Consider the following 23,452-nt stretch of genomic DNA (forward strand, 5'->3'; position numbering starts at 1 on the left):
TATTTTGATTTGCGCTAATATTGTTTATGCATCGGGTACATTGATTATCTTTTTGTCCCCGAAAAAATATTAATTGTATAAGGTGGTTGGAGGTCTTATGAAAAAGGTGATTTTTGTAATTTGTATTATTGCTGTTATAGGTATAGCTGCTGTTTTATTAGGAAATCGAGCGAGTCAAGATACAGTTTTAGCGAATGAAATTGACAACCTCTTAGAACAAGGAGAAACGCAAATTGATTTAACAGAGGTAACTGATTTCAAATGGAAGGCGGTCAGTCTATTTGGGCCTTATACAACAGACGAAGTGATTGAAGAATCAATGGGTATAAACTTTAAAGGGAATAATGGTGGAATTGATATGCTAGATGACCGTTTTTTATTGGTATTTGCGAATAAAAAACATGCAGTCAAAACCGTTGTACTTTCAAGGAAACACGGTACTTACACCATAAAAGATAATAAATTTTTAGTTGTTGACCGATAATTTTATGTTAAGGATTTAATATTCAATTCATTAAACTATCGAGATAGATTAAATATTGTAAAGGAAGTGAATTTTATTAAAAGAGACGAGAGAGGTAGAGAGAAAGATCTGCCTTGGATTCCGGAAAAGAACATGGCAACTGGATTTACTTTTAAAGGATTTTTTATACTCATAATCCTTATAATTATTGGAAGCCTTATAAAATATATATTTTTTTAAACCCTACAAAACTTTAATATCTATCATTTAGCTTCGTTTGTATTTTTTGTGCATTCTGTACAACCAACCGGCCACTATTAGGATAAATCAAAACTCTAAATTCCACTTTAATAACAGCCCAATTGTAGAAAAGTTCTTCATTCTAAAGTCCAATTTTATCCTTTTAGATAATACGGTAACTTTTTATTAAAAGAATGACTAAGGGAGATAAAGCTGATGGATATCATCAATGCAAAGTTGAAAACAGAAAAACTGAAAGAGATGAAGGAATTTTATGAACAAATTTTAGGCTTTTCCATAGAGAACGAAACGTCAAATAGTTTTCGAATTACGTTAGGTAAGAGTTCAATTGAATTTAATGATCAAGAGGTAATTGGAATGCCTTATTACCATTTTGCATGCGACATTCCTTCGAATCAATTTGAAGAGGCAAAAAATTGGATTAAAAATAAAACGAATCTTTTAACTGAAGATGGAACAGACGAAATTTATTTTGCTTTTTCCGTTGCCAAATCATTTTATTTTGAAGATCCTTCAGGTAATATTATTGAATTTATTGCGAGATTAGAAGACAATCCGCCAAGTAATCATCCATTTTCTATAGACAGCATTCAAAAACTTTCAGAAATGAGTTTAATCGTGCCGGATAAAATGGCTGTTGCAAATCAAATGATAAACAATCATATTGTAGAGCGCGGTGATTCAGAAATTATGAGCACGTCTCTGTCTTTTATGAGTGATAAAAAGACAAAGGTATATTTATTATTAGCCGGACCTAATAGAAGGTGGTTGTTTTCTAATAAGGTTTCTAAAGTTTTTCCGATAGAAATTACGTTAGATTCAGGCACTGTATTAGGTGTAAATGATAAAGGTGAGTTTTATATTAATAATTAAATGGGCGTTCTTCTAGAAAGAGCCCGTTCACTTTATAAAGTGAGTGAAAAAATAGCTACGGAAGTATTTGTAGTAAGGTCAGATGTAGAGTGAGCTTGAAATATAGATAATTTTGCAACAACTCTAAAAGGTAAAAAGTAGTGAGAGGAGAATTAATATGTTAAAAGTAAGACCATTAGACAATACAGATTATGAATTGATTAAGGAAGCAGAAAAAGTAATTGAAAAAAACTATAAATACGAACGACATCACATTGGTTCAGCGGTAAGGACGAAATCGGGTAAAATTTACGCTGCCGTACACGTTGAAGCAAACGTAGGGAGAATTACAGTATGTGGCGAAGCAATGGCTATGGGAAAGTCCATATCTGAGGGAGATCATGAATTTGCAACAATTGTTGCAGTGGCTCACCCTCATCCACACGAGAATATAGAAAAATGTTGGGTAGTTGCACCGTGTGGGATGTGCCGCGAGCTAATAAGTGATTATGGGAAAGATACGGATGTGATTATCCCTTATAAAGGTGAATTAGTAAAGTGTAATGTCATGCAATTACTACCTGAAAAATATACAAGTGATATTGAATGACTTTATTAGTAGGGCTTTAGCATAAGCAAGGTTTTATTGTTTCGTGCACCTGACACATTTAATCAGACTGAAAAGGGAGAGAATACAGTGACTAAAAATAAAAGGATTTTAGTTTGCTTAGTAATCGCATTCATATTTGGATTTCCATTTAGCTGGATTCAATATAAAGGTGAAAAGATGATATCAATATTTCAAGTATTTAATTTAGGAAAAAATAATTTGTTTTTTGACTTTTCGTTATTAGCTATTAACGCTTTCATAATTTTCATCATTTGGTCTGGAATTATAAAATTTGCCGACATTAAGTTAGCAAAGTCATAGTTTTATTTTTTTGCGCCCGATGAACAATGCCGATGTATGTTAAAATAATAAGAAATTCTAAGCTATATGACTGATTAGCAAACGGTCGTGATAAATTTGATTATTGAAATTGATGGCTTTTATCAACAGGTATTATTAATAGGTGAAATATGTACTAAACAACAACTACAGCAAAAATATCGCCAAACGAAAAAGCAAGCTAGACATACAAGAGAAATTCCCGATGTATTTTGTAAACTTTATAATTTCAAAAAAATCCCATATAATATTAATTTGAAAGTTGATTTCGTAATTGATTCTGATACAGATAGAATCTATTCACCTTTCTATTAAACTAACATGTGCTTCCATATTTCAAAATGTACCCACACACCAGTTTGGCAGGTTATTATAATAGGTGAAATTATATTGTATAAGAGGATTTTATAGGCATGATTTTAAAACGAGGAGTAACAGGTTTTACTGAAAATGATTTAACACTTGAACGCGATTGGGATGCATGTAGAGCCAAATTTAAAAAGCATTGTTATTCGTATGTGCAACAGTTAAAAGGCAGTGTTTTAGAATGGCATGAGCCGGATGTTGATGTTCGTTATACTCATGCTCATGTGAAAATTGATAGGGAATGTTTTTACATTTTCTATAACGATATGTATGATTATATAGCTTTTGCAAATAACTGTTCGATTGGGGACTTAGATTTTATTGACCAACCTGTATTGAAAACACTATTTGAAAATCGCTACAAGGTATTAACAGTTCGGGCATTAGAGGAGCCCTTAATACGTCAAGCTAAAGATAGTGGTAAAATTTTATTCTATGAGGATGCGCTTGATAATGTTGACCTTCTTGATAGTGATAATATCCTTTTGAATGAAAACGATCTTAAGGATGTTGAAATTCGTTTTATGAATCATTTTTGGTCACGCACGGTAGGGGATTTAGTGTTTAATTATTGGGATTAATAAAGTATACAAAGTCATATAGAATTCTATAAAAAGGTGAAAGTTGGACACTTGGATCATCGCAGCGAAAAGCCCCAAAAGTAAACAGTACTTTTGAGGTGTTATTTCTTGATTGTCATCATTGCAAAGGTTTCAAAGCCTTCGTTTGATCGATGTAAATAAATGCATCGTACCTATTCCCAACTTTGGAAGGGACGTAATTTCCGTAAGCTTCAAAATCGGGATTATACACGACGCCAATCGCGCGGTGACCAATCCACTCATTAAATAACGCTCTATTTTTATCATTAAATAATAATACTTTATCTTCTGGACTTGCTGCATGGAGTTGACCTTCCCAGTTGTTTAGTGGTGCAGGTGGGACCTTTATGATTTTTAAAGGATCCCCCCAACTATCGGCAGCAATGACAGTGCCTTCATATGTGCCAAAACCAATGGCATAGGTGTTTTCCTTCCCATATTGCTCTCGAATAATTTGGCCGACATTGATCAGTTGCTCATTTTTCATGGATGTTTCAGAAGCATCTCCAATATGTGTGTTATGTTCCCAAATGATGATTTTTGATTCTTCTCCGTAATAGTTGCGTAATTCATGAATCGCTTCCACCATATGATAATCGCGCGTATTCCACGACTTCCCATCTGACATCATCTCTCGGTAGTATGCCTCTGCATTTTTGGCTACGAGTGCGTTCATCACAACATTTAAATCTTCTTCCTGCCTACTCGAATAATGTTCTTCATGATTTCGTAATGCGTGTAATAAGGTAGCAACTTCGCTAATACATGCATCAGAAAATTGAGCTGTGGAAAGGGCGTAATGTTCTGGCATCCGATTGTACGGTTCAAAGCAAGTAAAAGCCTTTTTTGCATGCTCTAAATCAACCTGGTACTTTGGATTATTCGATAAAAACTTTAATACTTCATCAATGGATTCAAATAAGCTATATAAATCGATCCCATAAAAGCCGACTTTTTGTTCGCGATTTCGATTGATCTCTTTTAGCCATTCCGCAAAGGTTGCGACTTCTTCATTTGCCCACATCCACGTTGGCCAACGATGGAAAGCTGTCATTAAAATATCTTTTATGTTTTCACCTTCCACACTATAGCCCTTTACATATCGGTTCACTGCTTGAGCGGATGGCCAATCTCCTTCTACAGCAATGAGTTGAAAACCTTTTTGTTCAATTAACTTTTTTGAAAGCTCAGCACGAATCGTATAAAATTCAGATGTTCCATGGGATGCTTCGCCAATCATCACAATTTTCGCGTCTCCAATTGCCTCCACAATTTTATTTAAACTTGCATCGTTTAATGGCAGGGAATGTTCAGAAATTGCCTGAATTAATTTTTTCGTCATAAGAAACTCCTTTTGAAAATGAATGTTTCTTTATTATGAACGAATTAATGTAAAGCTATGAAATGAAATGACAAAAACCAATCTTGCTTTTTTTACTAATTATTTGAAAGTAATCAGAATGAAGTTTTAACTCCATTTTAGTATGTTTAAAAAGGGAATAACTCTGAAGCTGTTTAAAGTAATGTTCATAGGGGCAATGTAAAAGGAAATCGTTTGTGAAAGCTTGCAAAGTGCGTTAAAAGCCTTTCTAAACTTTTTATTCTTTGGCTATAAAAATTAAACGAGGTAGGAGAGAATTTCGATGGGAAACCCACATCTAAACGATCCACGTAATAAATTTTATACAGGAAAATTCCCGGATCAAGAGCAGAACACTCCAGCGTTACAAAATAAAATGAAACCTAAACCTGACTGCGGAGAAGAATCATATAAAGGATACAATCGCTTGGAAGGGCGCAATGCCTTAATTACTGGTGGTGATTCAGGAATTGGCCGTGCAACTGCCATTGCCTATGCGCGTGAAGGAGCAAATGTAGCAATCCAATTTTTCCCTGGAGAAGAAGTGGATGCGAACGCAGTCAAGGAGTTAATTGAAAAAGCAGGCAGAAAAGCATTACTGCTACCATATGACTTGCGGGAAGATGGCACAGCGACTGAAATTGTTACAAAAACAGTGGAAGCTTTTGGCGGATTGGACACGCTAGTATTGAATGCTGCGCAACAAATTGCACAACCAACCTTAAGTGATTTAGCAATCAAACAAGTGCAGGATACCTTCAAAATAAATATCATCAGCATGTTTGAGACCGTAAAAGCTGCCGAAGAGTATTTGGAACCAGGAAGTGCGATTGTTACTACCTCATCAGTTCAATCTTTCAATCCGTCCAAAGCTTTAATGGATTATGCCGCTACAAAAAGTGCGATAAGCAACTTTACATTAAACCTTTCCTCGTACTTTGCATCTAAGGGGGTGCGTGTTAATGGAGTTGCGCCAGGACCAATTTGGACGCCGTTGCAGTTGGATCACGGACAATTGGAAGGACAAATCCCTAAGTTTGGCCAAAATACACCCCTTGGCCGTGCTGGACAGCCAGTAGAGCTTGCACCGGTGTACGTTCTTCTGGCCTCCGATGAAGGAAGTTATATCACTGGTCAGATTTACGGGGTAACAGGTGGCGAGCAGATTGACTTGTAATTTAAAGGGTGAGTCAATAAACACCACGCTCGAATTCAGCGATGTTCCACTCCATCTTTTTTCGGTACAGGAACTCGTAATAGGTGGACTAACAGCTTCAGCATTGATAATGTGAAACGCAATAAATGATAAGGTGCCTCCTACAGTTGGTGTTTTGTATCCAATTGTAGGAGACATCTTAATACTTTTCTTTAATAACAGTCTTCAACAATCGAGCGCATTTCTTTAATAAGGAGTGCGTTTTTTTTATTAAAGAGGTTAGATTGTAAAAAGTAAATTTGTTGAAAAATGAGTATTTATTTTTCGGGTGAAGTGTTGAACTCATGAATAGACAAGACTACCTACTAATAAAAATAGGAAGGTGTAAAAGAGTGCTAAGAGATGAGTTCTTTTTACGGTTAAGTAATCACTAATAACTCAATGCCATTTTAAAAATTTGAGCGAGTGGTCAGACTGAGTATCAGACCACTTGTTTACTTTTCTAACAGCGTTCTATACACCTATTCATTTATTTGATTAAAGGAAGTAATACTATAAAAAATGGCTGATCAATAATAAAGATCAGCTTTTTTGTATTGTTGTTATAAAAAAGGATGAAAAACTAGGTGGATCAATTATAACTTTTTAACATAAGTAGACTAGAAATTGAATATACTTAATCATTTACCCTATTTAATTCTATTTTTTCATATCATTTTGCAATGAGAAAATGGTCCATTAATTGAAGAGGATGAATAGAGGGAAAAACTAAATTGTTTCTACAAGGTATCTTGTACTTAATGAAGGAGGGAGTTTTACTAGTTTTATCGTAAAAGAATGCTAGGTCTATGAGAAAAGGAGAGTTACGATGAAAAAATTACATGTAAAATTAAGGATTATGCTTCTACTTACTTTAGCAATATCCATATGTATGGGTTTTTCTTCAAATGGAACTTTACCAAGTGAGCTTAACCTACTTGCACCAGATACCATTTATTGGAATGGGACGATTATTACGATGAATTCAGACTCTCCTTCTGCTAATGCAGTCGCTATTAAAGATGGAAAAATTGTCTCAGTCGGAACTGACCAAGATATCCGTAAATTAGCTGGACAAAATACAAAAACAATTGATTTGGAAGGGAAAGTAATGATTCCTGGATTAATCGACGCTCATAGTCATTTTCCAACCTCTGGATTAGATGATTTAGTTTACGCTAATTTAAACAGTCCACCCGTTGGAACGATTGAAACAATTGAAAATATTGTTGAGGTGTTGAAATTAAGTTTGAAAGATACAGCAGATGGGGAATGGATTCTTGGGAGAGGTTACGACCAAACGTTAATAAAAGAACAACGTCATCCTTCTCGTTTGGACTTAGATAAAGTATCCGTCAAACATCCAATTGTGATAACACATACTTCGGGGCATTTAGTCGTAGCTAATAGCGCGGCGCTTAAACTAGCAGGGATAACAAAGGAAACACCAGACCCTAGTGGAGGGAAAATATGGAGAGATGTTGAAACGGGAGAGCCAACTGGTTTATTGGAAGAAAGCGCTATGCAATTAGTTAACAAACATATCCCGCCTGTTTCATTTGAGCAAAATGTTGAAAGTGTGAAAGAGGCCGTCGAACAATATACAGCAGCTGGCGTGACAACTTCTATCATCGCCCATGGAACTAAAGAAGGTTTAATCGATTTGCAAAAATATTCGAAAATGGGGATTTTACCTATTAGAATCACTTCTATGGGTTCTGGAGGGTTAGGTGATGCTTCTAAATCTTCAGTAGAATTAGGTGGTATTGTTACTGGATTTGGTAATGATTTGTTGAAAGTCGGACCAATTAAACTATGGCAAGATGGATCCATCCAAGGATATACCGGATACCTTGATAAACCATATCATGTGCCTCCAGGTGATGATCCTGAATATCGCGGACATCCCATTCAAAGTCGTGAAGCATTAACAGAACAAGTTATCGAGTTACACAAGGCAGGATATCAGATTGCTGTTCACGCTAATGGTGATGCAGCTATTGATGATATTTTATATGCCTATCGCAAAGCGCAAGAAGCATTTCCACGCAATGATGCTCGTCACCGGATTGAGCATGCACAAATGGCTAGAGAAGATCAACTAGATGCTATGAAGGAACTCGAAATAACGCCTTCCTTCTATGTGTCGCATACGTACTTTTGGGGAGATCAACATTGGGAAACATTTATGGGTCCTGAAAGAGCTGCGCGTATGAGTCCACTTCAATCCGCTGAAGATAGGGGCATTAAATTCAGTATTCATTTGGATACGCCAGTTACGCCAATGAGCCCACTACAAGCAGTTTGGTCTGCTGTCAATCGAACGACAAGAAGTAATGAGGTGGTAGGTGCTGAGCAACGAATCACACCGATACAAGCTTTACGTGCCGTAACAATTGATGCAGCATGGCAAAATTTCGAGGAGGACATTAAGGGATCTATTGAAAAAGGTAAATATGCGGATTTCGTTATTTTAGAAAAAAATCCATTAAGTATTGACCAAGCTAAAATAAAAGATATAAAAATATTAGAGACGATTATTAACGGGAAAAGTGTTTATAAAAATAATAAATAACTCGTTTGCAAGCCATGGAACGCAAAATCAGTACTTCATGGATAGCTAGTAGGTAGCTTTACTGGAAAATCAGTGAATTTCAAATGCAGCACTTTACTAAATTGTTGGTACATCTGTTGAGTTTTAATTTCGATTATGATACGAAATAGAAAATGGAGAAGGATGACTGAATAATGATCATCCTTTTTTTAGTGTAATAAAGTAGTCGTTAAAGTTATGGATAATTATTGCAATTACTAAACATTCAATTACCAAATTGTGTATAATGGAAGTGTAAACATATGTTTTACGAAAAAGAGATAGGGGGATAAAAAATGGTCACATTTAAAAAGGCGGGTGCATTGTTATCTGCAACAGCGTTATCTGTTGGCTTATTAGCACCAATGGCAAGCGCCTCTACGTTAGGATTTGAGCGTATGGAGACATTGCCAATTCAAGTCGCGCAAACGAATACAACGGTAACAAAAAATGATTTAATGAAGCGTTTTCGAGAGCTATTTCCAAGTGAATTTCCAAATGTAACCGAAAATGATTTTCGTATGGGGACAGGCTACTCACATCCTAAAGACTCAACGGTGCGTTATGAACTTAATTTCTCAAAGAACATTGATAATCAAAATGAATATGGAAGCTTTACATTCGTTGGAGAAACGTTAGAGTTAGAACAATTTTATTATCAACCAATAAATTCAAAGGATGTATTGTTCCCAGCAAAATATTCAAAAGGGGAAGCTCAAAAAGTGGCGAATAAGTTTATTGAAAAGTTCGATAAAAGTGAAGGGTATGAGCTTGTACCAAATGAATTCAATTATTATTCATCATCTATTTTAACGCAACCCGTTCAATACTCATTTACGTATATGAAGAAAAAATCGGGTGTACCAATTTCAGATCAAACTATTAATATAGGTGTATTAGGGGATGGTACAGTATCATCTTATTATAAAACAAAAAATGTAACAGATAATTTTACGTATGATGATTTATCCAAGATACAAAATGAATCAGTTATTGCCGATCGTTTACGGGATGCATTAAAAGCGCAGTTGTCATACAAGGTTGAAACAGATTATTCAACAGGGGATAACACAGTAAAGCTTGTTTATAAACCGAATAGCCAGGTTACATCAGGTGTACATGCTCTTACGGGGGAATGGCTAACAACAGAAGGACTATCCTCAACGTTATCAAATCAAAAGATTACACCAATTGTGACGAAATCACTAGCGGCAAAACAGCCAAACTTAACATCAGAGCAGGCACAAGCGATGGCGCAGAAGTTGCTTGCAACAGATCAGCCAGGTGTAAAACTAACGATTGAGTCCATTGACGAAAAAACAACGGAGACTGGTAAGGAAGTATTTAACATTCAATATATGTATCACTATAGAAATGGTGGGACAGGTACAGAATTAATAATTGATAAAGCAACGGGTGAGATTATTAATTATAATGATATTAAAAATCACCTCGAAGTACAAGATGATGATAGTAATACAGTAGTAGAATTAACACGACAACAGGCAAGAGAAAAGGCGATTGCCTATGTGAAAGAATGGGTACCATCTTATGCACATAAGTATGCATTACCAGTAGATGAGGCCTTATACCAGGATTATAATGACAGTTATTTCTTTATGTTCCCACGGATTGTAAATGGTTTAACGGTAGAAGGAGACCAAATCTCAGTAAATGTTGATGCCAAAACAGGTAACTTATTAGGTTTGCAAGTGAACGCGTATGATGATATTCAGTGGCCAGCTGCAACAGATATTTTGACACAACAAGAAGCATCGAATTTATTGAAAGATCAATTAAAGTTGGATTTACAATATGTAAACCATCCAAAAGTGGAAAATGATCAACATTATAGCTTAGCATATCAACCGATCTTAAATGAAGGCACGTATACTTTCATTGATGCCAAAACAGGGGAATGGTTAGATGCTTTAGGTATGGTTATTTCAGATAAGCCGACAATCAAGCATCCAACAGCTGCGGAGGAATTAAATTATTTAATTCATGCAGGTATTTTAGAGGTAGATGAAAAATTCCATCCAGATGCGCATGTTACAAAAGAGGAAGCGCTAAAAATTTTAATGAAATCTGTAACGTATATGTATTATAGTTCTAGATATGATGACTTTGAAACGACGAATCAAACATTTACAGATATTGCGCCAGATCATGCTTTATATCCATATGTAACTCGTGCATTGAAAATGGGCATGCTTGAAGGGTCTACTAACACGTTTAATGCAGCTTCATCCCTTTCAAATCAGGAATTAGCAAAATGGGTAATTGGTACGCTGAAGCTAAATAAAGTAGCGCAACATAGCGATATTTATGAGTTAAATTACAGTGATGCTGCACAAGTAGATAAGGAACTACGTGGCCATGTTGCATTAGCGCATGCAATTGGATTACTTGAAGCGGAAAATAATCAGCTGAAGCCAAAAAGTGAAGTAACATATGCACAATTAGCACAAGTGACAATTCGTTTAGCTCATAAGATGAACGAATATCAGATTGACAACTATTAATAAGTATATGGGCGAACAACGCGTCCAATAAATGTAATAATCCCCTTGCCGATTAATAGCAAGGGGATTATTACATTTGTAAGTGACAAATACAACACATAATGTACAAAAAACTACCAGTCTTTCTTAACATATAAAATTTCAGAAACGTTAGCGGGACCCTAATTAGTGCTTTAAATGACAAAATCAAATCAATCACTTAGAAAGTAAGAGTCATAATGGATAATGACATTGCAGTTATTAATCACCGAACTATCCAAAGTAAAACACTAAATAATTCGAAAAAATCTTGAAATAGAGGTATAAGATGGGAATTCACCCAAAAAGAAAAACCAGTAAACATTGATAAATCAACGTTTACTGGCATTCTGTTGATAAACGCCATCGTCAATAGATATTCTGTGAAAATTCGGGTAAAGTCCCTTCAAATCATAATTTTTATGAATTGGAGGGACTTTTATGTTTTTTATGCATTCACGTCAAGAAATCGAAAAAAATCGCCAGTTTTATATATGTATGTTCGATTCCAGTCATCAATTAATTCAACTAGACAAACTCATCGATTGGCAGTGGATTTGTCAAAAACTCTTACCTTATTATTCTTCTACAAGAACGGGTCGTCCTACTGTTGACCCTCTTTTTCTAATTAAAATTCTTGTGATTCAGGGACTAGAAGGTTTTCGTTCGGTTCGCTTTGCCTGTAAACAAATCCAGTGCAATGCGACCTATCGTTGGTTTTTAGGGATTTCTCCATTTCAAAAGGTGCCGCATCATAGTACCGTTTCACGTTTTTTATGGGGACGCCTACAAGGTGCTTCTTTTTGGCGAGCACTACATCATACACAACTCCTTACACTTCAAGCTGAGAGTTTTATCGCGAAGGAAACGTGGGCAGCGGATGAAACAGAATTAAAAGCGAATGCGAATAAACGCTTTCGCCAAAAGCTCATTGTCCCAAAAATGGTTCTAGAGAAATCAGAAGACCTCGAAACTATCAATGACTTTCGCACACGTCAAGGAAAGAAGGCGTTACAGCCAGCTGAACCTAAAATCGAATATGCTTCAACGAATTTTAGTCTGATTGATGCCAATGCTCGGCTTTCTGTTAAACACGTTGAACGGCGGCAGTTTGCGTATTTTGAACATCGAATTGTCGATACACTTCATGGCTTTATTATTGCGATAGACGTCACAGCCGCTAATATTCCGGGTCATAAAATCTTACCTGGACAAGTCGATCAATTAAATAAACTGTTTGGGGCTTATGCAAAGGAAATTACATTAGATGCAGGGTATTACAATGCGACATGTGCGAAGGCTTTATTCGCCGAAAAAAATTTTTTTCGGTACCCTATAAACGATCGCGGTCAAAAGAACATCCTCAATGTAAAAGAGTTCAATTTAAACAGGTGACGGAAACTCTTTACTGTTGTCCGAATGGCGTACCTTTCACATACTCTACGACGACGCGTCAAGGCTATCATGAGTTTAAGGCTCCTAAGAGAAGTTGTTTCAACTGTCCTTTCGCTCTCAGAGAAGACACCAATCGGATCTTAAGAATCTCGATTCATCAACCGACATATGACCATTTAAGAGAAATGCGATTTTCATGGAGGGGGAAAACTTGAGTGTTGTACGGCCACAAACCATTGAACTAAGTTTTGCCCAAAGTAAAGAAAACCACGGTCATCCCCGTTACGCCAGATACCGCGGTCTTCAAAAAGTAGAAACACAAGTTTTGATGACAGCCATCATTCAAAACTCGAAGTAATGGACCAAGCTCCGTTCACTACAACAAGTTGGAATCCATCTCACATATAAAGTTATAGAAGAATTTTGATGAAAATTCAAAAAATCCCGTTTAAAGTTCAACTGGATTTCATTGACAGTTTTGTTTTTCAACACTGTGAAACCGAACGACTTTTCAATAGTCGTTCGGTTTTTTAAATTTACTTATTATGCGTTTGTTATTTCTCCTCTACAGGCTTCGGTAAACCGATGACCGGGTCACCGAGTAAAGGTGTAGATAGGACATACATGCCATGGTTTGAAAATGCCCAAATTAAATTTCGATCCCATTCGACGAAAATGCCGTGTACCGGATTAGAATGATCGCTTGTCGTAGTTGTACCATCTTCATTTGGAATTTCTCCAGACATCTTCGGCACAAAGTATGCTTCAATTGTTGATTCTGTAGGATTGGTTACGTCAAAAATTTGGACACCTGCATTGTAGAAGGCGTAAGGGATATATTGGTCGCTCGGAACACCCGGATTAATGGTTGCATAACCGCTACGCTTCGGTCCAAAGCTGCCGCGACGTTGGCAAAAGTCTGTGAATGATGCTGATTCTGGTGGTGTCGGGCGTTTTAACGTACTAATGATTTTAGGCTGAAGCGGATCGTTGACGTCGATTGCGTAAATTTCCTTATAAGGCTCATGGCAATCTTCGCTAAGTGGATAGCCGCTATAGTAAACAATGCCCGTGCTTTCGACTTTGGAAACGTCAATATTATCCCCTTCAGTACCGCTAATACTCATTGGCATCTCAATATGTGAAACCGTTTTCATATTTGCCGGATCGGATATGTCAACAATATAAAACCCAAAGCCACCCATTGCTGCATAACCGTACTTGCCACCCTTTTCTACAGGTGTCGGAATGAATAGCGGCATGCGAGCGCCCATCCATGTTGTTTTGTTGCCAGCGCGGGGGTTTTTGTTATAAGCTTCTTCTTCGCCTACACGTTGACCTGGCACCCACCAAGTAGAAAGAGGTTTCGGATTAGATGGGTCTGAAATATCAAAGGCCATTTGTGCTCCAGAGTATAAATAGCTTTTATACTCTGTATTGATGAAGGAATCATCAGGTGCACCTGCAACAAATAAATAATCTCCACCATCATAGACAGGTATGTCTTGACAGCCAGATCCTTCTTGTACAAGGTCACTTGCATTTGCTTTCGCATCTAAAGGTGTTTCAGATAGCAGATTCCAATCTGAAAATAATGGGCTTGTGACTTCGAAAATGCGGAATCCACGCAGCATTTCTTTGTCTTTAATAGCCTTTATTTGCTCAGGGTATTTATATTTATTCGATAGAACACCATAACGCGGTACTTCGTAACATTGAACGGCAATTGTTTTGTCCAACTTTTTATTGTATTTTACTGTCATTGGACCGAACCGTTTGTCTCCCTTATCTGTGTCAATTAATTTATTGGCGATACGCTTGGCATTTTTAGGATCTGTAATATCGAATACATTGTACATATCTGTTTCAAGATCGTATAAGTAGCGACGACCGTCTAGATCGAATGTAGCTTGCCAGCTATGTCCCCAACCAATAACGTATGGATAGAATGCTTCTACATTCATATTTTTCGTATATTGATTTTGATCTAGATAAGGCAAACTCCCTTCAAATGGTTGTGGACCTTCATTATCCGGTGTTGCGGCTGGGTGAGTGAAAATCCCTGTCTTCGCATCATAGCCCCAGCTGCCAGGCGCGGGCTCTTTAGGTTCACCGGGTAAAAGCCTTGTTGGGCCTTCCTTTTTCTTTGGCAGCGGTGCATCAGCTGCATTTTTGTTCAGACCTGTGCGCGGTGCTTCCTGTTTTTCTTCTTTTTTAGCTTCATCGTTCGCTAAGGCAGTGCCTAAAGGCAAGAAGATTATAATGCCCATCATAAGAAAGGTAAGAGCTAAATTACTCAGAAAAGGATGTAACTTAAATTTTTTTATCAACGCAATCCCCCTAGAAATCTATGAATTTTTTAAATCATAAGAGCATTTTACTAAAGACATATAGATTGTATAGGCGACAAATAATTTGAAGCTGAAAAATTGTAAAATTTAGTTGTTCCGGAACTAAATAAATACTACATATTATATATATGACGTGGTGTCAACTTTTATTTTTTGAACATTGAAACTTTATGGGATTTGAGTCTTCTATCCTACCTATACGCTAAAATTAGATCTCAAACAAGTTATAAAACTAGATCAAGATAAACCTCCTGTTGACTAACCTAATTTCATATGACAATATAAAACACCTCTAAAATGGGCATGCGACATGTAATGATATGCTCCCCATTAGGTAGACATATAAAAATAAAATCTGATTATCAAATGGGGAGCATATCAATTAACTGTGGAGGGCTGTTTTTTAATCTTGTATTGTTTTTCATATAACTACATAGTAATTGCAGTGTTAAATTTGAGTTATGTAAAGCGCTTGCCCGAACGTTATTTTAAATGAAAAATGAGCTTTAAAATAATTCGTCACATATCCGACACGCAACAGTAAAAATACTTCAGTTTTAGGTTTTATTTAGGGAATAAAAAAAGCTGAAAACCCTTATTAATAAAGGTTTTCAGCGTGATGGTCCCGACTGGTCTCGAACCAGCGACCCCCACCTTGTCGAGGTGGTGCTCTCCCAACTGAGCTACAAGACCGTAATAAGATAAAAAGCGTGTTCTTATTTATCATCATAGCATTTTAATTGGAAGGGGTACATAGGAAATTACTAATTTAACTTTTTATGTTACTTTCGAAATAGAATGATCGCCCATTTCTCTCATGCACTAACGTCTTTTCTTTTTATCGTCTTTTAGTAATAGTTCCTTCTTTATTAATTTCTCTAATACCACTTGGACTTGATATTTATTTTCTTCAATTTGGATGACATCTACAACCTTGCCATTCCGCCCTTTAATTCTGATACTTTCATCGACTTCTGGTATACGTCTTAAACATTGACTTAGTACGGATATGTTTTTTTCATAAAAATGAATTGCAAACATTTTGATACACTCCTTATAAACTCAACTAAAACATTGAGTGAACTTTTTTCCAATTTATGATGAATCCGAGGCGTATAGAACTGTCAGAAAAGGAGATTAATAAAAAATGAAAAATAGTTTCCGACTTTCAATAATAGGATAGGGTAATCGAATGAATTGAGGTGGAGAAGAAATTAAGAAAAAATGGGGTTTACTTGCTGTACTAACATTTGGTCTGTACGTTGTGGCGATGTATTTCTATTTTTTCCATAGCCAAAATAGTGAGATACCAGCCGCTCTGAAAGGAACGGCAGCAGATCCAAGTACTTTTCTAACAGCGCGGGAATTGGTGTTAAGTGAGGATTTATCAAAAATAAGAAATTTCCTATTTTTTATCGCAACGCCGTTTGAATGGTTGCTTTACTTTGTTATTTTGATTGCGGGTATTTCATGTTTGTTCGAAGGAAGGAGCCCCAGCCAACATAAATGGGCCATTTGGGGAAATGCACAGTATTTATTTTTTCTATCGCTTCTATTGTTTGTTCTACAATTTCCACTAGATTATTACCGGTATGTACTGAGTAAAAGCTATGGCATTAGTACGCAGCCTTTTTCCTCATGGATGAGGGATAATATGATTGATTTTTGGATGGCTTTTGCGATGTCCGTTATCGTGGTTACGATTCTCTATTGGCTCATCAAAAAAAGTCCGAAGAGATGGTGGTTATTTGCATGGGCATTAACTGTGCCATTTTCAATTTTCCTTATGTTCATCCAGCCAGTCGTGATCGACCCCATATACAATGATTTTTCTCCACTCAAAGATAAAGCATTAGAGACGAAAATTTTGTCACTCGCAGCGCAAGCAGATATACCTTCAAATCATGTGTATGAAGTGAATATGTCAGAGAAGACGAATGCATTAAATGCGTATGTAACAGGGATTGGTGAAAATTCGAGGATTGTGTTGTGGGATACGACATTAAACCGATTAACGGATGAAGAAATACTCTTTATAATGGCACATGAGATGGGCCATTACGTGAAAAAGGATATTTACCTAAACATCATTGTCTACTTGTTGATGACACTCATTGGTCTAGGGGGTATTGCAAAAATCATGCCTTGGATGATTAGACGTTATGGACCGATATTAAAAATTAAACAAATGAGCAATATTCATTCATTGCCATTGTTTTTATTGATTTCATCTTTTCTAGTATTCTTTTCAAGCCCACTGTTCAATGCAGTTTCACGCTATCAAGAGGCCCGAGCTGATGAATATGCAATGGAACTAATGGGAAATCCCGAAGCTGCGGTCTCGACGTTTCAACAGTTGACCAAAGTCGGGCTGGGCGAAGTAAATCCATCAGTACTTGTCAAATGGTTTCGCTACTCCCATCCACCAATGTTAGAAAGGATCAATAATGTATCCGATCAAGCTGAAAAGGAATTGAACTAGGTTTGAATCAATTGAAAACGCATCAAACCCTTTCATACCCTAGATTTGATGCGTTTCCATTTTATCTGAGAAACATCTTAATTTCAATCATAAGTTGTAAAGTATTTTCCTTCCATTTTAATTAAAATGAAAGGAGGGGGAATGATGATGAAACGGTGGACACAAACATTACATATCGCACAATTTCGCATTGCGCGACCGACTGATAAATTAGATCAGATAGAACAATTTTATTGCGAGGGTCTAGGGCTTACAAAAATTGGAGAGTTCAAAGGACATCGCGGATACACGGGTATTATGATAGGGTTACCGGATTCGACGTATCATTTAGAATTTACTGAGCATGTTGATGGAAGTCCGTGCCTTGCACCAACTAATGATAATTTACTCGTTTTCTATATGCCAGATAACTCACAAATTCAAGCTGTACAATCTCGACTCGCTAATATGGGCTATCCTGAAATCCCACCAGAAAATCCATACTGGGAAGAAAATGGTGTGACCATTGCGGACCCTGATGGTTGGCGTATTGTATTGATGAATACTGAGGGGATTTAAATGATATCAGAAATACTAATTCAAAAAATGATCCTAAAGGTCGCGATTGTTGTTGAAAATCAACATTCACGGCTTTTTCTCTGTCTATTATTTCTTCTGTTTAATTCGAATGGAACTTTGTGGTAAAATTTACTATAAGGAGGTTGGAGAAATGTTAGATGAAATGAAAAATATGATTAATCAGTTGGATGAAAAAGAATTGAAGTCCGCATTATTTCTATTCTATTGCCGCGCACAAGCTGTTGAGGAAGGGAATGGTTATTCAGAGCAGCAATTCTATTTAGATATAAATAAATCATATAATGACCTATTAGAATACGGAAAAAATAAGGCGCGCGATGATCAAGACGCGCAATATGAAGCTACTCATATTGTATTTGGGTATTCTCCGATGGGTAGTTTAAGAGTGGCATTAAAAGAGTTAGGACTATACCAAAAAGAAAAAATTATTACTTTTTCCGATTTGTTTTCAATCGGTCCGATTTGGCAATTACATAACGCACAAGGGATGGATTATCGATATGAATGGTTAAGGATGCATATAAATATTGATGAAGAGGTGCTATCCAATTATCAAGATAACTTTGAACAAACTATTTTAAACATTGATCAAATCCCAACCCATCACCCAATTATTATTTGGGCTGGAGAAAATTCACATGAGCAAACGGGTTTAAGATTTGTACTCAATTTATTAAAAGAGAAAACAAACGATATCATTATCATTAATGTAAACGAAGCATACAAAGCTTATTTTGATCGACCCGAAATTGATTTTACGCCACGAAGCACGGGGGAAATCTCACATGAGCAAATCAAACAAATTTATGAAAAGGAGAAAAATCGGAACGTCCTAACGCAAGCGGAACGGAAAACGCTTGAACAGCAATGGAAACAACTATGTGAGAAAAAAGAAGTGTTAAGGATTTGGCAAGATCATAAAATAATGAATGTCCCTGAAACTTTTTACGACGAATACATCATTCAAACAGTTAAGAAATCTCATAGTGAGCGAAAAAACAATGACTTTATAAAATCAGCGAGAATCATTGGTGAAGTAATCGGTCATTTGGACCAATATGTTGGCGATGGATTTATCGAATATCGTGTTAGACGTTTAATTGTGGATGGCATATTTGACATGGAAGGTGTTCCAAGGGCAATGAGATATTACAGTATTAAAATGCGATAAGGCATGAACTACTTAGTCTATTTTGCAATATTTGCTAAAGCGAGGATTTATGCAGTAAAAAACTTAGCAATGAAGGGGCGATGATTATGGACAAAAGCAAAATGAGTACAATTTTAGGTGCTTTATCAATCTTGCCGGTGATTGTAAGTGGTACTGTATTTTTTGCATTAAGAGGTCCTAATGCGGATGCTTATTTAATCATTAATATTTTCGGTGTTTTATCAATTATTGGTATTATACTCGCTGTTTTTTCTATTTTTATGTCGATTTCAACTAGACTCATAAGAAAATTATTATTTGGATTGGTAGGGTTAAGCGCAAATATCTTCGTTCTATTTTTGGCTTTCTTATTATTGTTAGCGATGGGTATTAGTGAGGCTTAAGGTTTCAGAAAAGCAGTGAATTCATTGTGGAAGTTAAATAAATGATCAGTAATTAGGGGTGTATGAAAACAATATGGAATCTAAGCTGATTATTATACGGGGAAACGCTGGGAGTGGTAAAACGACTACTGCGAAGAGTCTTCAAAATCATTTAGGGCAGGGCACGTTGTTGGTTTCTCAGGATGCAGTCCGTCGCGATATGTTAATGGTTAAAGATAGAGAAGGCAACCTTTCAATTGATTTAATTCGCCAAATAGCAGAATACGGTAAAGATAAATGTGAATTTGTCATTGTAGAAGGAATCTTGAATAAAGATCGTTATGGAGAAATGTTGAATCATCTAATCCAGTTCTATGGTCAAAAAGCGTATACATATTATTATGATTTATCTTTTGAAGAAACGGTCAAACGTCATAATACTCGTTCGAAAAAGTCCGAATTTGGAGAAGAAACGTTACGTGCTTGGTGGAAACCAAACGACTATCTTGGCGTTGATGGAGAAGTAAAATTGACGGATAAGATGTCACAAAGCGATGTATTTGAGTTAATTATAAGTCAAATACAAAACTAATTCGATTTGACTTATAAAAAACAGTACCATGAAACCTTTTTTAAACTCCGGAGAGGACAAATTTTTAATTGTTAAAAATTGCATTTATTATATACTGAATATTGCAAAACGATGAAAGGGGTGTCCATATATTTTGGAGCTATCTACTACTTTTAAAAATGTAATAGATTCCGTAGATAATACATATCAAACATTAGATTGTACAGGCGCAGCACTTGTAATTTACCAAAACAACGAATTGCAGGTCGAACGATATTGGGGGAAACATTCTGCCAAAGAAGATGCTCGTTTTGTACAATCAGATACAAAGTTTCATATTGCTTCCTGTCGCAAAAGTTATGTCGCATTTGCTGTTGCGTATGCGCTCCATCATGGATTCATTCAATCATTAGACGATGAAATTTTAACTTACCTTCCAATATCGCAACAGAATGAATTGTATAAAGGAACGACAATTCGCCATCTTGTTACGCATTCACATGGTCTTATAGAAAGAAATGGAGAAGTGGTGAGGGAATTTACTGCTGGTACGAGCTGGGCATATCGTGATATTAATGTTGAGTTAATTGCTAAAATTATTCAACTTGCAACGAAAAAAACGATTGCTGAAATAGTAACCGATGAAGTTTTTACACCTTTACATTTTACTGAAACAAATTGGTACAACACATTTGATGATACATTCGTTGACGTCATAGGAAAAGAAAATAATAGGCATTGGGCTGCTTCCCTAAACCTTGATGGTAGCAAAAAGAATTTATATACCTCAGCACGTGAACTAGCGAAATGGGGGCTTTTACATTTAAATAATGGTTCGTTAAATGGAAAACAAGTGATTGATTCGAACATTTTTAAATTGGCTACGACTTTACAAAATCCTTCTTATTCGAATGCGGATTTACCTGAGAACGGGATTTTTTGGTTTGTGAAAGATACGCAGGCTAATCAATCCGAGATAGGGGAGCTTGTGCCAAATGGTGCCTATCAAATTTTAGGTTATACGACGGTTACACTTTTAGTCATTCCAAGTGAGAATATCGTAGCCGTCAGAGCATTTAATAGCTATGGAAATCCTGGAGGGTATGATTACTTGAAGGATGTTAGGGCTTTTGGTGATGCTGTTATGTTGGATTTAAAATAATTGATTTAAACAAATCACGTGCTATGGATATCAAAATAGCTTTTCTCTATACAATTATAGAAGAAAAACAGAAAGATTGGTTAATTTATTATGGAAATAAAATTCAAAAACTTTTTCAGAGAAGAACTATCAATCGATCAAATTCAAGAAGCCATGGATCGTGGTGAAATAACATCCAAAGAATTAGTTATGTATTATTTAAATCGAATTGCAAACCTTGACCAGACTGGACCACAAATTAATTCCATGCTTGAAATAAACGCTGAAGCGATATTTATAGCAGAAGCACTAGATAATGAAAGAAATTTAAAAGGTGCTAGAGGTCCTTTACACGGTATTCCGGTTGTACTCAAAGACAATATTGAAACAAAGGATTCCATGCATACAAGTGCTGGAACACTCGCATTAGAAAACCACTTAGCCTTTCAAGATGCTTTTCTTGTAAAAAAACTGCGTGAGGCAGGTGCTGTTATGTTAGGAAAGGCCAATATGACAGAATTAGCAAATGGTATGTCGAGTGAAATGTGGGCAGGTTATAGTGCTAGAGGAGGACAAACATTAAATCCATACGGCGACCCTACACTTTTTGTTGGTGGTTCTAGTTCTGGACCCGCAGTGGTAGTTGCTGCGAATTTTTCAGTACTAGCTGTTGGGACTGAAACAGATGCCTCCATTCTTAGTCCTGCTATTCAAAATTCGGTAGTGGGAATTAAGCCTACTGTTGGTTTAATCAGCCGCAATGGTATTATCCCTTTTACATATTCTCAAGATACTGCCGGACCGTTTGCGAGAACTGTTAAAGATGCAGCCATTTTATTAGGTGCATTAGGGGGAACAGATGACCATGGTATTGCTACTAATAAAAGTGAAGGGAACTCACAACAAAATTACACAAAAGATTTAGATTCGAAAGGATTAAACAACGCTAGAATTGGAATATTTAATGATGCACCGAAAGGCTATTATGACTCTGGAGAATATGATGTACAATTATTTCAAAATGCGATTCAAGTTTTAACTGAACAAGGCGCAACGATAATTGAAAATATCAATATTCCTTCTTTTCATAGAGATTGGAAATGGGACGTACCTTTATATGAATTGAAACATAGCCTAGATAATTACCTTTCTAAGTTGCCTTCTCATATGCCGGTTCATTCAATATCTGAATTGATTCAATTCAATCGAAAAATTGGCGAAAAAGCATTGAAATATGGGCAAGATAAATTAGAACGTAGAGAAAGTTATTCCAATACACTAAGAGACTCCGAATATTTAAATGCAAAATTAGAAGACTTATATTTTTCTCAAGAACAAGGAATTGACTATGCTTTGAAGAAGTATGACCTCGATGCAATTGTTTTTCCGTCTTATATTGGTTCAACCATTAGTGCGAAAGCGGGCTATCCATCTATAGCAGTACCAGCTGGCTATATGGACAATGGCAGACCATTCGGAATGACGTTTGCAGGCACGGCTTTTAGCGAAGGGAATTTAATCAAATTCGCTTTTGCATTTGAACAGGCAACAAAGCATCGTATTGCTCCAAAGTTATAGGGGATTTTATTTGAATATTATAAGGGGACGATGAAATGAATATAGCAACGGATCGATTAATCATACGCAAATTTACGTATGACGATTGGCAAAGTGTACATGAATATACATCCGATACAAAAGTTATGAAATATATTCCTGAGGGTGTGTTTACTGAAGAAGCTACGAAAGAATTTATAAATCAAAATATGGGGGATAAAGCAGGAAAGTTCCCTGTTATATTGAAAGATGAAAACATTCTTATTGGACATATCTTTTTTGACAAATATTTTGGTGACCATACATACGAAATTGGATGGGTATTCAATCCTAAATATTATAATAAAGGATATGCTTCTGAAGCAGCAAAAGCGATTTTACAATTTGGTTTTGAAAAAATGAAATTACATAGGATTATAGCAACTTGTCAGCCTCAGAATACCGCATCGTATCGAGTTATGGAGAAGATTGGGATGAAAAGGGAAGGGTATTTCAAAAAATGTATTCCAAACGGAAATGAGTGGTGGGATGAATATTATTACGCTATTTTAGAAGAAGATTGGAATACAGCTGCAATAAAACATTGAGTAGAATATTGTTTGTGCATCAGGTGTATAAATTTTATTAATAGCGAGAAATTATTTTAATGTAACGCAAAT

At 36.1% G+C, this 23,452-nt stretch carries 20 protein-coding genes and 1 tRNA gene; 17 read left to right on the forward strand and 4 right to left on the reverse strand.

Going from position 1 to position 23,452, the window contains the following annotated elements:
* Window positions 1-97: 97 nt before the first annotated feature.
* The 4 genes from MHI10_RS08895 to MHI10_RS08910 all read left to right on the forward strand — a co-directional run bounded on the left by MHI10_RS08895 (window position 98) and on the right by MHI10_RS08910 (window position 3,472).
* Entirely contained in the window at window positions 98-484 is a 387-nt protein-coding gene (locus MHI10_RS08895; RefSeq protein WP_340784756.1) for a hypothetical protein, read from the forward strand.
* 435 nt (window positions 485-919) lie between these two features.
* Window positions 920-1,597: a VOC family protein gene (locus tag MHI10_RS08900; protein WP_340784757.1), complete on the forward strand. Its 678-nt coding sequence runs from the start codon at window positions 920-922 to the stop codon at window positions 1,595-1,597.
* 157 nt (window positions 1,598-1,754) lie between these two features.
* Entirely contained in the window at window positions 1,755-2,186 is a 432-nt protein-coding gene (locus MHI10_RS08905; RefSeq protein WP_340784758.1) for a cytidine deaminase, read from the forward strand.
* 752 nt (window positions 2,187-2,938) lie between these two features.
* A complete protein-coding gene (locus MHI10_RS08910) occupies window positions 2,939-3,472 on the forward strand; it encodes a hypothetical protein (protein WP_340784759.1) in 534 nt (177 codons plus the stop codon).
* Between the two features lie 118 nt (window positions 3,473-3,590).
* On the opposite strand, the gene MHI10_RS08915 is transcribed toward MHI10_RS08910, so the two are convergent.
* Entirely contained in the window at window positions 3,591-4,835 is a 1,245-nt protein-coding gene (locus MHI10_RS08915; RefSeq protein ID WP_340784760.1) for an erythromycin esterase family protein, read from the reverse strand.
* Between the two features lie 301 nt (window positions 4,836-5,136).
* Between MHI10_RS08915 and MHI10_RS08920 the strand changes: the two genes are divergently transcribed.
* The 5 genes from MHI10_RS08920 (at window position 5,137) to MHI10_RS08940 (ending at window position 12,937) form a co-directional block, all read left to right on the forward strand.
* Complete coding sequence (locus MHI10_RS08920; protein ID WP_340784762.1) at window positions 5,137-6,030, forward strand: SDR family oxidoreductase; 894 nt, start codon at window positions 5,137-5,139, stop codon at window positions 6,028-6,030.
* A gap of 847 nt (window positions 6,031-6,877) precedes the next feature.
* Window positions 6,878-8,623: an amidohydrolase gene (locus MHI10_RS08925; protein WP_340784764.1), complete on the forward strand. Its 1,746-nt coding sequence runs from the start codon at window positions 6,878-6,880 to the stop codon at window positions 8,621-8,623.
* Window positions 8,624-8,937: 314 nt separating this feature from the next.
* The gene (locus tag MHI10_RS08930; protein ID WP_340784765.1) at window positions 8,938-11,166 is read left to right on the forward strand and encodes a YcdB/YcdC domain-containing protein; all 2,229 of its coding nucleotides are present in this window, start codon (window positions 8,938-8,940) and stop codon (window positions 11,164-11,166) included.
* Between the two features lie 459 nt (window positions 11,167-11,625).
* Entirely contained in the window at window positions 11,626-12,579 is a 954-nt protein-coding gene (locus tag MHI10_RS08935) for a transposase (RefSeq protein WP_340784766.1), read from the forward strand.
* Between the two features lie 211 nt (window positions 12,580-12,790).
* The gene (locus tag MHI10_RS08940) at window positions 12,791-12,937 is read left to right on the forward strand and encodes a transposase (protein ID WP_340784767.1); all 147 of its coding nucleotides are present in this window, start codon (window positions 12,791-12,793) and stop codon (window positions 12,935-12,937) included.
* A 196-nt stretch (window positions 12,938-13,133) separates the two neighbouring features.
* On the opposite strand, the gene MHI10_RS08945 is transcribed toward MHI10_RS08940, so the two are convergent.
* From MHI10_RS08945 to MHI10_RS08955, 3 genes are all read right to left on the reverse strand, one after another.
* Window positions 13,134-14,909, reverse strand: a complete 1,776-nt coding sequence (locus tag MHI10_RS08945) for an LVIVD repeat-containing protein (RefSeq protein ID WP_340784768.1) — start codon at window positions 14,907-14,909, stop codon at window positions 13,134-13,136.
* A 641-nt stretch (window positions 14,910-15,550) separates the two neighbouring features.
* Window positions 15,551-15,623: transfer RNA gene (locus MHI10_RS08950), tRNA-Val, on the reverse strand.
* Window positions 15,624-15,752: 129 nt separating this feature from the next.
* Window positions 15,753-15,971 carry a hypothetical protein gene (locus MHI10_RS08955; RefSeq protein WP_340784770.1) on the reverse strand — a complete coding sequence of 73 codons (219 nt, stop codon included), beginning with the start codon at window positions 15,969-15,971 and terminating at the stop codon, window positions 15,753-15,755.
* A gap of 172 nt (window positions 15,972-16,143) precedes the next feature.
* Between MHI10_RS08955 and MHI10_RS08960 the strand changes: the two genes are divergently transcribed.
* The 8 genes from MHI10_RS08960 to MHI10_RS08995 all read left to right on the forward strand — a co-directional run bounded on the left by MHI10_RS08960 (window position 16,144) and on the right by MHI10_RS08995 (window position 23,380).
* The gene (locus MHI10_RS08960) at window positions 16,144-17,412 is read left to right on the forward strand and encodes a M48 family metallopeptidase (protein ID WP_340789192.1); all 1,269 of its coding nucleotides are present in this window, start codon (window positions 16,144-16,146) and stop codon (window positions 17,410-17,412) included.
* A gap of 147 nt (window positions 17,413-17,559) precedes the next feature.
* Window positions 17,560-17,970 carry a VOC family protein gene (locus tag MHI10_RS08965; RefSeq protein ID WP_340784771.1) on the forward strand — a complete coding sequence of 137 codons (411 nt, stop codon included), beginning with the start codon at window positions 17,560-17,562 and terminating at the stop codon, window positions 17,968-17,970.
* A 151-nt stretch (window positions 17,971-18,121) separates the two neighbouring features.
* On the forward strand, window positions 18,122-19,162 hold the full coding sequence (locus tag MHI10_RS08970) for a DUF1835 domain-containing protein (RefSeq protein ID WP_340784773.1): 1,041 nt from the start codon (window positions 18,122-18,124) through the stop codon (window positions 19,160-19,162).
* Window positions 19,163-19,248: 86 nt separating this feature from the next.
* A complete protein-coding gene (locus MHI10_RS08975) occupies window positions 19,249-19,545 on the forward strand; it encodes a hypothetical protein (RefSeq protein ID WP_340784774.1) in 297 nt (98 codons plus the stop codon).
* A 73-nt stretch (window positions 19,546-19,618) separates the two neighbouring features.
* The gene (locus tag MHI10_RS08980; RefSeq protein ID WP_340784775.1) at window positions 19,619-20,116 is read left to right on the forward strand and encodes a kinase; all 498 of its coding nucleotides are present in this window, start codon (window positions 19,619-19,621) and stop codon (window positions 20,114-20,116) included.
* Between the two features lie 133 nt (window positions 20,117-20,249).
* Window positions 20,250-21,257: a serine hydrolase domain-containing protein gene (locus MHI10_RS08985; RefSeq protein WP_340784776.1), complete on the forward strand. Its 1,008-nt coding sequence runs from the start codon at window positions 20,250-20,252 to the stop codon at window positions 21,255-21,257.
* A gap of 90 nt (window positions 21,258-21,347) precedes the next feature.
* Window positions 21,348-22,814: an amidase family protein gene (locus MHI10_RS08990; protein WP_340784777.1), complete on the forward strand. Its 1,467-nt coding sequence runs from the start codon at window positions 21,348-21,350 to the stop codon at window positions 22,812-22,814.
* Between the two features lie 35 nt (window positions 22,815-22,849).
* Window positions 22,850-23,380 carry a GNAT family N-acetyltransferase gene (locus tag MHI10_RS08995; protein ID WP_340784778.1) on the forward strand — a complete coding sequence of 177 codons (531 nt, stop codon included), beginning with the start codon at window positions 22,850-22,852 and terminating at the stop codon, window positions 23,378-23,380.
* The last annotated feature ends 72 nt before the right edge of the window (window positions 23,381-23,452 follow it).

Origin of the sequence: Solibacillus sp. FSL K6-1523 (assembly GCF_038005225.1) — a bacterium.
GTDB lineage: Bacteria > Bacillota > Bacilli > Bacillales_A > Planococcaceae > Solibacillus.

What these genes read in the sequence shown, in the direction of transcription:
- MHI10_RS08935 (WP_340784766.1), top strand. Translation starts at nt 11,626, where the DNA reads ATGTTTTTTATGCATTCACGTCAAGAAATCGAAAAAAATCGCCAGTTT.
- MHI10_RS08965 (WP_340784771.1), top strand. Translation starts at nt 17,560, where the DNA reads ATGAAACGGTGGACACAAACATTACATATCGCACAATTTCGCATTGCG.
- MHI10_RS08900 (WP_340784757.1), top strand. Translation starts at nt 920, where the DNA reads ATGGATATCATCAATGCAAAGTTGAAAACAGAAAAACTGAAAGAGATG.
- MHI10_RS08990 (WP_340784777.1), top strand. Translation starts at nt 21,348, where the DNA reads ATGGAAATAAAATTCAAAAACTTTTTCAGAGAAGAACTATCAATCGAT.
- MHI10_RS08915 (WP_340784760.1), bottom strand. Translation starts at nt 4,835, where the DNA reads ATGACGAAAAAATTAATTCAGGCAATTTCTGAACATTCCCTGCCATTA.
- MHI10_RS08980 (WP_340784775.1), top strand. Translation starts at nt 19,619, where the DNA reads ATGGAATCTAAGCTGATTATTATACGGGGAAACGCTGGGAGTGGTAAA.
- MHI10_RS08975 (WP_340784774.1), top strand. Translation starts at nt 19,249, where the DNA reads ATGGACAAAAGCAAAATGAGTACAATTTTAGGTGCTTTATCAATCTTG.
- MHI10_RS08955 (WP_340784770.1), bottom strand. Translation starts at nt 15,971, where the DNA reads ATGTTTGCAATTCATTTTTATGAAAAAAACATATCCGTACTAAGTCAA.
- MHI10_RS08905 (WP_340784758.1), top strand. Translation starts at nt 1,755, where the DNA reads ATGTTAAAAGTAAGACCATTAGACAATACAGATTATGAATTGATTAAG.
- MHI10_RS08920 (WP_340784762.1), top strand. Translation starts at nt 5,137, where the DNA reads ATGGGAAACCCACATCTAAACGATCCACGTAATAAATTTTATACAGGA.
- MHI10_RS08995 (WP_340784778.1), top strand. Translation starts at nt 22,850, where the DNA reads ATGAATATAGCAACGGATCGATTAATCATACGCAAATTTACGTATGAC.
- MHI10_RS08910 (WP_340784759.1), top strand. Translation starts at nt 2,939, where the DNA reads ATGATTTTAAAACGAGGAGTAACAGGTTTTACTGAAAATGATTTAACA.
- MHI10_RS08930 (WP_340784765.1), top strand. Translation starts at nt 8,938, where the DNA reads ATGGTCACATTTAAAAAGGCGGGTGCATTGTTATCTGCAACAGCGTTA.
- MHI10_RS08970 (WP_340784773.1), top strand. Translation starts at nt 18,122, where the DNA reads ATGTTAGATGAAATGAAAAATATGATTAATCAGTTGGATGAAAAAGAA.
- MHI10_RS08895 (WP_340784756.1), top strand. Translation starts at nt 98, where the DNA reads ATGAAAAAGGTGATTTTTGTAATTTGTATTATTGCTGTTATAGGTATA.
- MHI10_RS08925 (WP_340784764.1), top strand. Translation starts at nt 6,878, where the DNA reads ATGAAAAAATTACATGTAAAATTAAGGATTATGCTTCTACTTACTTTA.